The 13,877-nt window shown below is 63.9% G+C and carries 15 protein-coding genes; 10 read left to right on the forward strand and 5 right to left on the reverse strand.

Annotated elements, in window-relative coordinates:
- The first annotated feature begins 111 nt into the window (after positions 1-111).
- The 6 genes from HU752_RS04475 (at position 112) to HU752_RS04500 (ending at position 5,402) form a co-directional block, all read left to right on the forward strand.
- The gene (locus tag HU752_RS04475; RefSeq protein ID WP_217838493.1) at positions 112-1,308 is read left to right on the forward strand and encodes an IS256 family transposase; all 1,197 of its coding nucleotides are present in this window, start codon (positions 112-114) and stop codon (positions 1,306-1,308) included.
- A 323-nt stretch (positions 1,309-1,631) separates the two neighbouring features.
- Complete coding sequence (locus tag HU752_RS04480; protein WP_186682479.1) at positions 1,632-2,525, forward strand: NAD-dependent epimerase/dehydratase family protein; 894 nt, start codon at positions 1,632-1,634, stop codon at positions 2,523-2,525.
- Between the two features lie 139 nt (positions 2,526-2,664).
- On the forward strand, positions 2,665-3,033 hold the full coding sequence (locus tag HU752_RS04485; protein ID WP_186682481.1) for a glyoxalase superfamily protein: 369 nt from the start codon (positions 2,665-2,667) through the stop codon (positions 3,031-3,033).
- Between the two features lie 113 nt (positions 3,034-3,146).
- Positions 3,147-4,496 carry a UDP-N-acetylmuramate:L-alanyl-gamma-D-glutamyl-meso-diaminopimelate ligase gene (gene mpl / locus HU752_RS04490; protein WP_186682483.1) on the forward strand — a complete coding sequence of 450 codons (1,350 nt, stop codon included), beginning with the start codon at positions 3,147-3,149 and terminating at the stop codon, positions 4,494-4,496.
- Positions 4,493-5,122, forward strand: coding sequence for a flavin prenyltransferase UbiX (ubiX, locus tag HU752_RS04495; protein ID WP_186682485.1), 630 nt, complete (start codon positions 4,493-4,495; stop codon positions 5,120-5,122). The genes mpl and ubiX overlap by 4 nt, the downstream gene beginning before the upstream one ends.
- Positions 5,115-5,402, forward strand: a complete 288-nt coding sequence (locus HU752_RS04500) for a YceK/YidQ family lipoprotein (RefSeq protein ID WP_186682486.1) — start codon at positions 5,115-5,117, stop codon at positions 5,400-5,402. Before ubiX ends, HU752_RS04500 begins: the two co-directional genes overlap by 8 nt.
- 197 nt (positions 5,403-5,599) lie before the next feature.
- Here the strand turns inward: HU752_RS04500 and HU752_RS04505 are convergent, their stop codons facing one another.
- The 3 genes from HU752_RS04505 to HU752_RS04515 all read right to left on the reverse strand — a co-directional run bounded on the left by HU752_RS04505 (position 5,600) and on the right by HU752_RS04515 (position 8,554).
- A complete protein-coding gene (locus HU752_RS04505; RefSeq protein WP_186682488.1) occupies positions 5,600-6,241 on the reverse strand; it encodes an oxidoreductase in 642 nt (213 codons plus the stop codon).
- Positions 6,242-6,268: 27 nt separating this feature from the next.
- The gene (locus HU752_RS04510; RefSeq protein WP_186682490.1) at positions 6,269-7,987 is read right to left on the reverse strand and encodes a C13 family peptidase; all 1,719 of its coding nucleotides are present in this window, start codon (positions 7,985-7,987) and stop codon (positions 6,269-6,271) included.
- Positions 7,988-8,098: 111 nt separating this feature from the next.
- Positions 8,099-8,554 carry a MaoC family dehydratase gene (locus tag HU752_RS04515; protein WP_186682492.1) on the reverse strand — a complete coding sequence of 152 codons (456 nt, stop codon included), beginning with the start codon at positions 8,552-8,554 and terminating at the stop codon, positions 8,099-8,101.
- Between the two features lie 162 nt (positions 8,555-8,716).
- Between HU752_RS04515 and HU752_RS04520 the strand changes: the two genes are divergently transcribed.
- The 3 genes from HU752_RS04520 to HU752_RS04530 are packed head-to-tail and all read left to right on the forward strand — an operon-like array spanning position 8,717 to position 10,395.
- Positions 8,717-9,079, forward strand: coding sequence for a CidA/LrgA family protein (locus HU752_RS04520; protein WP_186682494.1), 363 nt, complete (start codon positions 8,717-8,719; stop codon positions 9,077-9,079).
- The gene (locus tag HU752_RS04525) at positions 9,076-9,792 is read left to right on the forward strand and encodes an LrgB family protein (protein ID WP_186682496.1); all 717 of its coding nucleotides are present in this window, start codon (positions 9,076-9,078) and stop codon (positions 9,790-9,792) included. The genes HU752_RS04520 and HU752_RS04525 overlap by 4 nt, the downstream gene beginning before the upstream one ends.
- 12 nt (positions 9,793-9,804) lie before the next feature.
- Complete coding sequence (locus tag HU752_RS04530) at positions 9,805-10,395, forward strand: LON peptidase substrate-binding domain-containing protein (RefSeq protein ID WP_186682498.1); 591 nt, start codon at positions 9,805-9,807, stop codon at positions 10,393-10,395.
- Here the strand turns inward: HU752_RS04530 and HU752_RS04535 are convergent.
- Positions 10,392-11,708 (reverse strand): bifunctional DedA family/phosphatase PAP2 family protein, encoded by a 1,317-nt coding sequence (locus tag HU752_RS04535; protein ID WP_186682500.1) that lies wholly within the window; start codon positions 11,706-11,708, stop codon positions 10,392-10,394. The genes HU752_RS04530 and HU752_RS04535 overlap by 4 nt on opposite strands.
- Before the next feature lie 15 nt (positions 11,709-11,723).
- Complete coding sequence (locus HU752_RS04540) at positions 11,724-12,410, reverse strand: DNA-3-methyladenine glycosylase (protein WP_186682502.1); 687 nt, start codon at positions 12,408-12,410, stop codon at positions 11,724-11,726.
- 178 nt (positions 12,411-12,588) lie between these two features.
- On the opposite strand from HU752_RS04540, the gene HU752_RS04545 reads away from it, so the two are divergent.
- A complete protein-coding gene (locus tag HU752_RS04545) occupies positions 12,589-13,860 on the forward strand; it encodes a glutamate-5-semialdehyde dehydrogenase (protein ID WP_186682504.1) in 1,272 nt (423 codons plus the stop codon).
- The last annotated feature ends 17 nt before the right edge of the window (positions 13,861-13,877 follow it).

Below are 13,877 nucleotides of genomic sequence, written 5' to 3' on the forward strand. Positions count from 1 at the left end.
GAAGTGGTGTAACTGAACCAACCGAAGGCGCCCTGCGGGCGAAAGAGGTGGGTCATCGTGGTTCTTGGCTAACGTTGAGTTTGCGGACTTAACCTTCACCAGGAAACCACGATGACCAAGCCCACTATCGCATTGACCGAGTTGGTTGAGAAAGGGGCAGACGCTGATCTGCTCAAGCAAATGATCCAGTTTGTTGCCCAGCGCATGATGGAGTTCGACGTCGAGGGCTTGTGCGGCGCCGGTTTCGACGTCAAAAGCCCTGACCGAACAAACAGCCGCAACGGCTACCGCGATCGCCTCTGGCAAACTCGCGCTGGCGACGTTGACCTGAAGATCCCCAAGCTGCGCCAGGGCAGCTATTTTCCCGGTTTTCTCGAACCACGACGCACCGCCGAAAAGGCCATGGCAGCCGTGATCCAGGAAGCCTATATCCAGGGCGTTTCGACGCGCTCGGTCGACGAACTGGTCAAGGCCATGGGCATGTCCGGCATCTCGAAAAGCCAAGTATCCAGGCTCGCTGGCGAGATCGATGAGCGCGTCCACGCCTTCCTTGATCGACCGCTTGAGGGCGATTGGCCCTACCTGTGGATTGACGCTACCTACGTCAAGGTGCGGGAGGCCGGGCGCATCGTCTCGGTCGCCGTCATAATCGCTGTGGCCGTGAACACCAACGGCGGGCGCGAGGTGCTGGGTATGCGGGTTGGCCCGTCGGAAGCCGAACCGTTCTGGACGGACTTCCTGAGAAGCCTGATGCGACGCGGGCTGCGGGGTGTGAAACTGGTGATCTCTGACGCTCACGAAGGGCTCAAGGCCGCTGTTTCCAAGGTTTTCCACGCGACCTGGCAACGCTGTCGCGTTCACTTCATGCGCAATGCCATGGCCCATGTCGGCAAGGGCCAGCGCACCATGGTAGCGGCCTTGCTGCGCACGGTGTTTGCCCAGGACAGTCGAACCGAATGCCATCAGCAATGGCGGCTGGTGGCTGATCAACTTCGTGAGAAATACCCCAAGATCGCCACGCTCATGGACGGCTGCGAAGATGAAGTGCTGGCGCACATGGCCTTCCCGAAGGCACATCGACAGCAGTTACACAGCACTAACCCGCTGGAACGGCTAAACGCTGAGATCAAGCGGCGTACCGAAGTGGTGGGCATCTTCCCCAACGATCCGGCGATTACACGGTTGGTTGGGGCAATGCTGCTGGAGCAGAACGACGAGTGGTGCCTGCAACGGCGCTATATGCAGTTGGAGGCCTTCGAGGCGGTCAGCGATAATCCGCAGGCCAAGCTGTCGGCCGTGATCAACTAAACGGCAAACTCAGTGGCCAGAGCCATGATGAGTTACACCACGTCCTGGGACACGATCTTTGCGTCAGGCCAGACCCTACAAGAATGGGGGCGATCAATAAGTAAGAAGGGTCCGGTTTTTTTGTAGTATTTCGTTTTTTTAAAGCCGTTTATGGCAGCGATACCGCGCAGAGGTCGCTGGGGTTTTCAATGCCATTGATCCCCATGGCCGACGCCCTCTATTCGTGACTCCAGCGCAAGAGTGAATTGGGCAATAGGGGATTATTCGGCACGGATAAGTTCCCGATACTCCTCCCATCACTTATCCATGCAGGGAGTTTCTCCATGAACGTATTCGTGACCGGCGCCGCCGGTTTCATTGGCGGTTCCATCGCGACCGGCCTGGTTGCCGCCGACCATCAGGTCACTGGCCTGGTACGCAGCGCCGAGCAGGCGCAGGAACTGCGCGACCTGGGCATCACCCCGGTCATCGGCAGCCTGGACGACAGCAGCCTGCTGGCCGAACAGGCGCGCCAGGCCGATGCGGTGATCAACGCGGCCAGCAGCGACCACCGCGGTGCGGTCGAGACGTTGCTCGATGTCTTGCGTGGTTCTGGCAAGGTGTTCCTGCACACCAGCGGTTCGAGCATCGTCGGCGACGCTTCCGGCGGCAAGGCCAGCGATATCGTCTATTACGAGGGCAACCTGCCGGAACCGACCGTCGACAAGGCGGCGCGCGTGGCCATCGACAACCTGGTCCTCGACGCGGCGAAATCCGGCGTGCGCTCGGCCGTGCTCTGCAACACGCTGATCTATGGCCACAGCCTGGGGGTCAAGCGTGACAGCGTGCAACTGCCACGCCTGCTGAAGCAGGCGCGCCAGAGTGGGGTGGTGCGCCATGTCGGGACCGGGCAGAACATCTGGTCCAACGTGCACATCGAGGATGTCGTTGCGCTGTACCTGCTGGCTCTGACCGGCAACCCGGCGGGCACCTTCTATTTCGTCGAGAGCGGCGAAGCCTCGTTCATCGACATGACCACCGCCATGGCCAAGGCGCTGCAGCTGGGTGAACCGCAGGACTGGCCATTGGCCGAGGCCGAAGCCGAATGGGGCTACGAGATGGCCAACTACGGCCTGGGCTCCAACAGCCGGGTGCGCGGCAAGAATGCCCGCGAGCTGCTGGGTTGGTCGCCCAAGCGCAGTTCGGTGACCGATTGGATTCTCAACGAAATGGTCTGAATAAAACCGGCTATTCTGGTGATTTGCGTAAGGTTTTTGCGAACGATGTCGCGATTTTGCGCGATAATGGCACTAAGCCACTAAAGAATCCGGTTTCGTGGCCGAAGCGCTTTGATCCAGACCGCCAGGAAGACCAGACATGAGCTTCGGTAAGACCACCCCCATTCTGCGAATTTTCGACGAGGGCAAGGCGTTGGAGTTCTACGTCGAGTTCCTGGGTTTCCACGTCGACTGGCAGCATCGTTTCGAGCCGGGCTTTCCCTTGTATCTCCAGGTATCCAAGGGCAATTGCGTCCTGCACCTGAGCGAGCATCACGGCGATACCACCCCGGGCTCGGCGCTGCGTATCGAAACCGACGAGCTGGAAGCCTTTCGCGAGCAATTGCTGGCCAAGGGCTACGGCTACGCCCGTCCAGAAATCCAGGCCATGCCCTGGGGCAGCATGGACATGCCGATCGCCGATCCGTTCGGCAATCGGCTGGTGTTCACCAACGCGATCTGCGTCTGAGTCATGGGGCCTCGATTGCCATCGAGGTCCTGTCGATCCCCGCGAATCTGAAACACAAGGTGCGATTTCGTCCGCCCTGGGCTAACCTGCGGCCATGTTTTACGAGGTCGACTATGCACATTCATATTCTGGGTATCTGCGGCACCTTCATGGGCTCGATGGCTGTTCTGGCCAAGGAGCTGGGCCATCACGTGACGGGCTCCGATGCCAACGTCTATCCGCCGATGAGCACGCAACTGCAGGCCCAGGGCATCGAACTGACCCAGGGCTATGACCCGGCCCAGCTCGACCCGGCCCCGGACCTGGTGGTGATCGGCAATGCCATGTCCCGTGGCAATCCCGCAGTCGAGTACGTGCTGAACAAGGGCCTGCCCTATGTGTCCGGCCCGCAGTGGCTGGCCGACCATGTGCTGCAGGGGCGCTGGGTCCTGGCCGTTGCCGGTACCCATGGCAAGACCACCACCAGCAGCATGCTCGCCTGGGTGCTGGAGCACGCGGGCATGAGCCCGGGCTTCCTGATCGGTGGCGTGCCGCAGAACTTCTCGGTGTCGGCGCGCCTGGGCGGTACGCCGTTCTTCGTGATCGAGGCCGACGAATACGACAGCGCGTTCTTCGACAAGCGTTCGAAGTTCGTCCACTACCGCCCGCGGACGACGATCCTGAATAACCTGGAGTTCGACCACGCGGACATCTTCCCGGACCTGCCGGCCATCGAGCGGCAGTTCCATCACCTGGTACGGACCATTCCGAGTGAGGGCCTGGTGATTCACCCGACCACCGAACCGGCGCTGCAGCGGGTGATCGAGATGGGCTGCTGGACGCCGGTGCAGACCACCGGCGCGGGTGGCCAGTGGCAGGCGCGCCTGCTCAGCGAGGACGGCTCGCGTTTCGAGGTGTTGTTCGAGGGCGAGGCCCAGGGCACGGTCGAGTGGGAGCTGACCGGCCAGCACAACGTTGCCAATGCCCTGGCCACCCTGGCTGCGGCGCGGCATGTCGGCGTGGTGCCGGCGATGGGCATCGCCGGTCTCAGTGCATTCAAGAGCGTCAAGCGGCGCATGGAGAAAGTCGCCGAGGTCCATGGCGTGACCATCTACGATGACTTCGCCCACCACCCGACCGCGATTGCCACGACTCTCGACGGTCTGCGCAAGAAGGTCGGCGACGCTCCAGTCATCGCCATCATCGAGCCGCGTTCCAATTCCATGAAGCTGGGGGCCCACCGCGATGGCCTGCCGGAGAGTGTGGTCCAGGCCGACCAGGTGATCTGGTATGCACCGGCCAACCTCGGCTGGGACCTGGGGGCGACGGCGGCCTTGTGCACCGTGCCGTCGATCGTCAGCGACTCGCTGGAAGGGATCATCGAACGGGTGAAAAGCCAGGCCAAGCCCGGTACGCACGTGGTGATCATGAGCAACGGCGGCTTCGGCGGCCTGCACGGCAAGCTGGCCGAGGCCCTGCGGTGAGCGGCCCGGAGCGCATCACCCTGGCGATGACCGGCGCTTCCGGCGCGCAGTACGGCCTGCGCCTGCTCGATTGCCTGGTGCGCGAAGACCGCGAAGTGCACTTCCTGATCTCCAAGGCCGCGCAGTTGGTGATGGCCACGGAGACGGACGTCACCTTGCCGCCCAAGCCACAGGCGATGCAGGCTTTCCTCACCGAGTACACCGGCGCGCAGGCCGGGCAGATCCGGGTCTATGGCAAGGAAGACTGGATGTCGCCGGTGGCCTCCGGTTCGGGCTCGCCTGCGGCGATGGTGGTCGTGCCCTGCTCCACCGGGACCTTGTCGGCCATTGCCACCGGCGCCTGCAATAACCTGATCGAGCGGGCGGCGGACGTGACCCTCAAGGAGCGTCGACAGTTGATCGTGGTGCCGCGCGAGGCGCCGTACTCGAGCATTCACCTGGAGAACATGCTCAAGCTGTCGAACATGGGCGTGACGATCCTGCCGGCCTCACCGGGCTTCTACCACCAGCCGCAGACCATCGATGACCTGGTGGATTTTGTCGTGGCGCGGATTCTCAATCTGTTGAACATCCCCCAGGACATGCTGCCACGTTGGGGCGAGCATCACTTGAACAGCAATGAGTAAGGCGCTGCTGGGCGTGTTGCTGGTTTTGCAACTGGCGGGTTGCGCGACGGCGCGGACGCTGGATGCCGGCAAGGCCGGCGCGCCGGTCGTCTATGCCGGGACGCGGCTGGACCTGTATGTGTTGCAGGGCGGTTGCTGTCCCCGTGACCGTTTCGGTGCCGAGGCGCCGGGTTACCCCGGGCTGGACCTGCCGGCGAGTGCCGTGCTGGATACGCTGCTGTTGCCGTTGTCGGTGTTCACGGCGTTGGGTGTCGGGTTCCAGGCGACGGGTGGGTTGTAGAGGAGGCCGTTGGCCGGTGGTGACTGGCTGGTGTTTATACCGGCGGCTGGTGTGGCGAGCGGGCTTGCCCGCGCTCGGTTGCGCAGCAGCCGCAATGCAGCCGCCTGGCTCTACCTGTGATACCGCAATAGCAGATGTTGGGGGGCGCCTTGCGCCCCAGCGCGGGCAAGCCCGCTCGCCACAGGCCCGCGTCGGTTTTACTTGCCGAGGCGGCGCAGTTCGTCGGACTCGACGATCCGCACGCCATCCTGCTCTTCCAGCGCCAGGCGCCATAGCGCCCGGGCCAGTTGGCAGGCCTCGATGCCACGGTATTTGCCGGGAATCAGTTTGGACAGCGGCCCCGCCAGTTGTTCGGCCAGGCGCGGCTCACTGCGTTCGCCGATCAGCAGCGACGGGCGGGCGATGGTCAGTTGTGGCCAGCCCTGTGCCTTCAGCGATTCTTCCATCTCACCCTTGACCCGGCTGTAGAACACCTTGGATTTCGGGTTGGCGTCCACCGCGCTGACCACGATCAGGTGCCGTGCACCCAGTTCCCGGGCGCGCTTGCCGAAGGCCACGACCATGTCGTGGTCGACGGCGCGGAAGGCTTCCTCGGAGCCGGCGAGCTTGATCGTGGTGCCCAGGCAGCAGATCGCCAGGTCGACCCGGCCACTCAGTTGCGGCAGGAAGATCGCCGGGTCGCCGACCGGGTTTTCCAGGTGCGGATGCTTCGCCAGCGGGCGACGCGATGGGGCCAGGACACGACTGACCGTCGGCTCGTTGAGCAGCCGGTCCAGCAGATGTTCACCGGTCAGGCCGGTGGCTCCAGCGAGCAGGATGTGCTGAGGTGTCAAGTACATAAAATATCTCCCTTGATACGAATCAGCTTAGTTGCTCTTGGCTTCCTTGCTGTCCAGTGAAGCGCTTTGCAACGCTTTTCTTGCCTGTTGCTTGCGTAGCTGCTGCCAGTGGGCGAGTACCCCCTTGGGGGCCCAGATCTGCGGTTCCGATGCCTCGAAATTGTCCGTCTGCTCGCGCTCGGCGACGTGTGCCTTGGCCAGGTTGAAGGCCTGCTGCAGGTCGTCGGTCTGGTTCAGGGCCTGGGCGAACAGGGCGTCGCCGAAATAGGTGAAGTCCGCTTCCTCGGAGCAGCCGAAGGACACCCGGTCAGCCCGTGAGGCGGTCATGATCAGGGTTTTCTCGTCCTTGAGTGCCGGGATGAAACCGCCGGAGTAGCAGGCCGAGATGACGATGACCTTGTCGCGGTTCTTCAGCGGGGCCAGGGCCGAGGCCATTTCATCGGCGGGCAGGTCGGCCAGTTCCAGGCGCGGCTGGTCCAGCACCAGTTCGTGGGCGTGGGTGCCGTGACTGGTCAGGTAGATGAAGATCAGGTCTTCCGGACCGCTGCGATCGGCCAGGGTCTGGGCGGCCCGGTGCAGGTTTTCGCGAGTGGCCATCGGCCGGTCGATCAGGTGGTCGCGATGGTTCACCAGGCTGATCTGGCCGTAGGCGCCGAAGCGGCTGGCGAGCATGTTGTTGACGTAGTCGGCTTCGCGCATGAACACGCTTTGCTTGCCGTCGCCGGCCAGCACCAGGCTGAACAGCTCGATGGCAGGGGTGGAGGCGGGGACCGCGGCCAGGGCTTTTTCCAGCAGCGGTCCCTGGGCCAGCAGGCCCAGCTCCAGCTGGTCCGGCAGCAGCTTGCCGTCGGCATCGCGAACCCGCTGGCCGTTGGTCCAGATACCACTCTGCACGCGGCCATCGGCCAGGGTCAGGATGCCCCGGCCTTCGTAGGTGTCGCTGGCGAACTCGCCGATGTAGGTGCTGCCGTCGGCCAGGCTCAGGTGGCCGAAGCCATTGAAGCGCCATTCGCTGAATTCGCCGCGATAATGGCTGCCGTCGACACCGATCAGCTCGCCCTTGCCATTGAGCACGCCGTCCTTGAATTCGCCGATCCAGACGTCGCCGTCGGCGTTCTCGTAGCGGCCCTTGCCGCTCAACTGGTTGTGCTTGAAACCGCCTGCGTACTGGTCGCCTTCGGCACTGTTGAAGGTGCCGACGCCTTCCAGCTGGCCGTTGACGAAGCGTCCGGTGAACTGGTTGCCACTGGCATCGCTGCGTTGGCCTTCGCCATTGGGCTTGCCGTGGGCGAATTCGCCCTGGTACTGGCTGCCGTCCTCCAGTTCGAGGTGGCCGAGGCCGGAATACTGGTCGTCCCTGAATTCACCGCGGTAGGTCATGCCGGCTTCTTTCAGGGTGCCTTCGCCGTCGCGCCGGCCCAGCTTGAAACCGCCGGTGTAGCTGCTGTCATGGATGGTCAGGGTGCCCTGGCCGTGAAACAGGCCCTGCTGGAACTGGCCCTTGTAGACCTCGCCGTTGCTGCCGTGCCACTCACCGTCGCCATGCCACTGGCCGTTGACGAACTGGCCGGCGTACCAGCTGCCGCTGGGGTAGTCGATGCGCCCCTGGCCTTGCAGCAGGCCATTGACCACTTCCCCACGGTAGCGGCCGCCGTCCGGCAGACGGGCGTCTGGCGGTAGCAGCGATTCGCCATCGCCGCAGGCGGCGAGTAGCAGGGTCAGGGCAAGGGGTGCAAGTGGGCGCATGACGGGATCCGGGCAATTAGGGGACCGAGTATGCCGAAGCATTGTGTCGTGTCCAGAGGTAAAGCACGAAACAGCATTGTCGCCGCTTCGTGCCACAGCCCGGATGTGGCTTCAGACGAAGCAGAGCGATAGGGGTTCGGCGATGTAGGCCGGTTTTTCCTGACCGTCGATTTCCAGTGTGGCGACGGCCTTGAGCAGCCACTGGCCGGGTTTTTTCTCGGTCACCTCGACCAGGTCGACCTTGAGCCGTACCCGGGAGTCGACCTTGACCGGCTGGATGAAGCGCACGCTGTCCAGCCCGTAGTTGACGACCATCTTCAAGCCTTCGGGCAGGATCAGGATGTCTTCCATCAGCTTGGGCATCAGCGACAGCGAGAGAAAGCCGTGGGCGATGGTGCTGCCGAATGGGGTTTGCGCGGCCTTGACCGGATCGACGTGGATGAACTGATAATCGCCGGTGGCTTCCGCGAACAGGTTGATCCGCTCCTGGTCGATGGTGAGCCATTCGGAACGTCCCAGTTCCTTGCCGACATAGTCTTTGAGTTGCGCTACGGGTACATAGGGCATTGAGCCTCTCCTTGGTCGTTCGGGTTCAGGCCTTGGGTTGCAGCCCTTGGCATCCACTGTAGATCATCACGGCACTTGTGCCCGGTCAAGCGACCATGGCTTTGGCGAATGCCAGCGTATCGGCATGCTTATAATGGGGTGCGTTAACAAGGGAGAGTACGGATGTTGCTGCGCGGCCTGACTTGGCTGGTGCTGTTTCAGTTGCTTGGCACGGCTATCAACCATTTGTGTGTACCGATGTTGCCAGGGCCGATCATCGGCCTGCTTCTACTGCTGGCATTCCTGTTGATCCGCGGCGGAGTCGGGGCGCCGCTGAACGAGGCCGCGACCAGCCTGCTGCGCTACCTGCCGTTGCTGCTGGTGCCGCCGGCCGTGGGCGTGATGGTCTATGCCCGCGAGATCGCCGCGGACTTCTGGGCCATTGCCGGTTCGCTGGTGCTGTCGGTACTGATTTCCATGGCGCTGGTCGGGGTGTTGATGAACTGGTTGATCCGCCGCAAGGATCGACAGGGGGGCGAGCAATGACCGTGGACTGGCAAGGCGCCTGGGCCGCGGTGATTCACCACCCGCTGTTCGGTATCGGGATCACCCTGGGCGCCTATCAACTGGTGCTGGCAGGGTTCGAGAAAACCCGCTGGATCTTCCTGCAACCGGTACTGGCGTCGATGGCGCTGGTAGTGGGGGTGCTGCTGTTGTGTGGCCTCGATTATGCCGAGTACCGCAAGAGCACCGAGATTCTCGGCATCCTGCTCGGCCCGGCAACTGTTGCCCTGGCGGTGCCCTTGTACCTGAACCTGCGGCGGATCCGGCAGTTGTTCTGGCCGATTTTTACTACGCTGGTGATTGGCGGCGTGATCGCCACCGGGCTGTGTGTCCTGCTGGGATGGTGGTTCGGCGCCGAGCCGCGGATGCTGATGACCATGGCGCCGAAGTCGGTGACCTCGCCCATCGCCATGCTGGTCGCCGAACAGATCGGTGGCGTGGCGGCCCTGGCCGCGGTGTTCGTGCTGATCACCGGGGTGATCGGGGCGATTGCCGGCCCTGCGATGCTGACGCGGCTCGGGGTGTTGCGGCCCGAGGCCCGCGGCATGGCCCTGGGCATGACCGCCCATGCGGTGGGCACCTCGGTGGCGCTGCAGGAAAGCGACGAATGTGGCGCTTTCGCGGCGTTGGCGATGAGCTTGATGGGCGTGTCCACTGCGGTACTGTTGCCACTGATCGTGACCTGGATGGTTTAAGGAAACCCTTGTATGAGCCTGGCGCTGTTCCCCCTGAACACCGTGCTGTTCCCCGGCTGCACCCTCGACCTGCAGATCTTCGAGGCGCGTTATCTGGATATGATCAGCCGCTGCATGAAGCAGGGCGGCGGCTTTGGCGTGGTCTGCATTCTCGAGGGCGAGGAGGTCGGGCCGGCGCCACAGGGCTTTGCCCGGATCGGTTGCGAAGCGTTGATCCGTGATTTCCAGCAGCAGGACAATGGCCTGCTGGGCATTCGGGTCGAGGGTGGCCGGCGTTTTCGCGTGCTCGGCAGCGAGCAGCAGAAAGACCAGTTGACCGTCGCCGAGGTCGAGTGGCTGGACGAGGCTCCCGAGCAGCCGTTGCAGGATGAGGACGAGGACCTGGTGGCCCTGCTCAAGGCGTTGGCCGAGCACCCGATGGTCGCGGCGCTGAACATGGGCGTCGAAGCCTGCGGGCAGCAGTCGTTGGCGAACCAGCTGGCATACCTGTTGCCGTTTTCCGATCTGGACAAGATCGACCTGCTGGAGCTCGATGACCCGCAGCAGCGCCTGGACGCGATCCAGGAACTGCTCGACGAGTTGCAGGGCGAGCTGTTCGCCTAGTAGGCGTACCGCAGCAGTTGCTGAGGTATGTGCCACAGCGCATGTGAGCCGTACAGCGCCACGGCGGCCGGCAGGATCAGCCACCAGGCCCGTGGTGGCATGCTGCCCAACGGCAGGTGGCGCTGGCTCAGGGTCAGGCTGGCAGCCAGAACGGCAATCGCCAGCAGGGCCCCGGCCAGGATGTCCGTCGGCCAATGCGCGCCCAGGTAGACCCGTGACAACGCCACGGCGAATGCCGGCAGGCAGCCGAGCAGCAGCCAGGTCACGCGCATCCGCGGTGGCTGCGCGCGTCCGGCGAGCACCGCCAGTACCAGGAAGAACGCGAACGAGCCCGAACTGTGGCCGCTGGGCATGCTGTAGCTGGTGATCGGGTCGCTGAGCACTTCCGGGCGCATGCGTGCGAACAGATGCTTGGTGAGGGTGTTGCCGATGGCGGTGACGGCCAGCGTGCCGCCGAAGAACAAGGCGTGCCGCCATTGGCGGATGAGCAGCAGCAACACCGTGAGCACCGCCGCGACGGTGAACTGGGTGCGGAAGTCGCCCAGGCGGGTGACGACCACGGCGATCATGTCGAGGCTCTTGTCACGGTGTTCCTGGACCAGGCTCATCAGCCCCTGGTCGAATGCCTGCAAGTGCCGATAGCCGATGAACAGGCCGACCAGCAGCAACAGGCTCAGGCCTGAAATCAGCAGCGTGGCGCGTGGATGGCGCTTGAGGCTGCAATGGATGCACAGGCCGACCAGCGCCGCCAGGCCCGCCGCGACCACCGCGGTTTGCGGCCAGAACCCTTCGGGCAGAGGCAGGCGGAACGCCGCGCCGGTGGCCCAGCCGGGCAGCAGGTAGGCCACCGACCAGCCAGCGGCGGCAATCAGGCTGACGCCGATGAAACGTGGCAGCGGCATGTCGCACATGCCGGCAATCATCGGCAGCATCGGTCGCAATGGGCCGATGAAGCGTCCCACCAGCAGGCTGGCGATGCCGTAGCGCTGGAAGTAGGACTCGGCGCCGTTCATCCATTCCGGATGCTGACGCAGGCCGGGCAGGCGGCGGATGTTCTGGTGAAAACGGCGGCCGAGGGTGTACGAGAGTCCGTCACCCAGCAGGCCGCCGAGGAATCCCAGCAACAGGGTCTCACCCAGGGGCAGGGCGCCACTGCCGGCGAGGACCGCGATGGCGAACAGCAGCACGGTGCCGGGCACGATGATGCCGGCGATGGCCAGGCATTCGACGCAGGCCACGACGAATACGGCCAGGCCCAGCCACTGCGGGTTGGCTGTCAACCAGCCGGTGATGCTATCGAGCCATGGGCCCATGGGTGATTTCCTTCTTCAGGAGAGCAGGTGGTAATCCCTGCCTTCGACCTGGCCCCGGCGCAAAGGGTTGCGGGTGCAGCAGGTGGCAAATTCGGCATCGACGAAGCGATACATCAGGTGTTCGTCCCGGCCCAGCGGGATGCCCAGGCGGGTGGTCTGGATGATCGGTGCTGGCCGGTTGCCGACGTCTTCGACGAACAGGCGTTGCGGGTCGAAGCGCTTGGCGTCCCAGATCGGGACCTTCAGCTCCAGCGCCCTGCACAGCAGGGTCTGGCCGGCGCACAGCTTGTGGGCCGGGCGCGGGCGGCCCTGGCTGTCGGGGTTGTTCAACTGCATCCGTGCCAGGCTGGCGGGGCCGGAGCGCTCGTCGGTCCAGGGGTAGGCCGACTTGATCAGCACCGCATTGCCCGGCCCGTGGGCACTGAAATTCAGCGAATCGCCTCCGCGGGCGTAATACATGTAGATGTGTCCGCCATCCAGAAACAAAGCCTTACGCTTTTCTGTATAGCCGAGTGAGGCATGGCTGCCTTTTTCCTCGAAGTAATAGGCTTCTGTCTCTATGATGCGCGCCGCGAGCCACAGGTCTGCGACCCGATGGCGTATGACTTTTCCCAGCAATTCGCGGGCGAGCAGCTGCGCATCACGATCGAAAAAGCTGTCTGGCAGGGCGTTCGGCAGAGGGAGGGGGGTCAGATTGGACATCGTTCCTGATGGCTATCCAAGGCTGTTCGGAGGCCAATCATACCGATTCTGTGCTTAATTCAGGCTGAATGGCGGCTATTTGCGCGGCATTTCGACCATCCGCCCGGCACCGCTGTCCGTCAGGCGGCGCGGGAGCTATAATCGGCCGCTTTCTTCTTTGCCAAGACCTCCTTAGACCATGACCGAGTCCGTTCTTGACTACATGACCCGCCTGGGCCACGCAGCCCGCGAGGCTTCCCGCGTGATCGGCCGTGCCAGCACCGCGCAGAAGAACCGCGCGCTGCACGCCGCCGCCGCCGCGCTGGATGCCGCGCGTGACGAACTGGTCGCCGCCAATGAGCTCGACCTGGCCGCTGCCCGCGCCAATGGTCTGGAGCCGGCGCTGGTCGAGCGTCTGGCCCTGACGCCGGCGCGGATCGACAGCATGATCGTCGGCCTGCGCCAGGTGGCGAGCCTGCCGGACCCGGTCGGGGCGATCCGTGACATGAGCTACCGGCCGTCGGGTATCCAGGTCGGCAAGATGCGCGTTCCGCTGGGGGTCGTGGGAATCATCTACGAGTCGCGGCCGAACGTGACCATCGATGCCGCCAGCCTGTGCCTGAAGTCCGGCAATGCGACGATCCTGCGCGGCGGCTCCGAGGCGATCAACTCCAACCGTGCCATTGCCGCCTGCATCCAGCGCGGCCTGGACGAGGCCGGGCTGCCGGCCGCCGTGGTTCAGGTGGTGGAAGTCACCGATCGTGCCGCCGTCGGCGCGTTGATCAGCATGCCCGAATACGTCGACGTGATCGTGCCGCGTGGTGGCAAGGGCCTGATCGAACGGATCAGCCGCGACGCCCGGGTACCGGTGATCAAGCACCTGGACGGTATCTGCCACGTCTATGTCAGCGCCCACGCCGACCTGGACAAGGCCCGGCGCATCGCCTTCAACGCCAAGACCTATCGCTATGGCATCTGCGGCGCCATGGAAACCCTGCTGGTGGACAAGGCCGTTGCCGAGGCCTTCCTGCCGGCCATGGCCGAGCAGTTCCGCGCCAAGGGCGTCGAGTTGCGTGGCTGCGAGCGGACCCGGGCGATCATCGAGGCCGTTGCAGCGACCGAAGAGGACTGGAACACCGAATACTTGGCGCCGATCCTGTCGATCCGCGTCGTCGATGGCCTGGACATGGCCGTCGAGCACATCAACGGCTACGGTTCGCATCACACCGACTCGATCGTCACCGAGGACCTGGCCGAATCCCGCCGATTCATGGCCGACGTCGATTCCAGCTCGGTGATGCTCAACACCCCGACCTGCTTCGCCGATGGCTTCGAGTACGGATTGGGTGCCGAGATCGGCATTTCTACTGATAAGCTGCACGCCCGCGGACCGGTCGGTCTGGAAGGCCTGACCTGCGAGAAGTACATCGTGGTCGGTGACGGGCAGCTGCGTGGCCAGGAGTCGATCTGACTTGGTCGAGCAACGCC

This window comes from Pseudomonas vanderleydeniana, from assembly GCF_014268755.2.
GTDB lineage: Bacteria > Pseudomonadota > Gammaproteobacteria > Pseudomonadales > Pseudomonadaceae > Aquipseudomonas > Aquipseudomonas vanderleydeniana.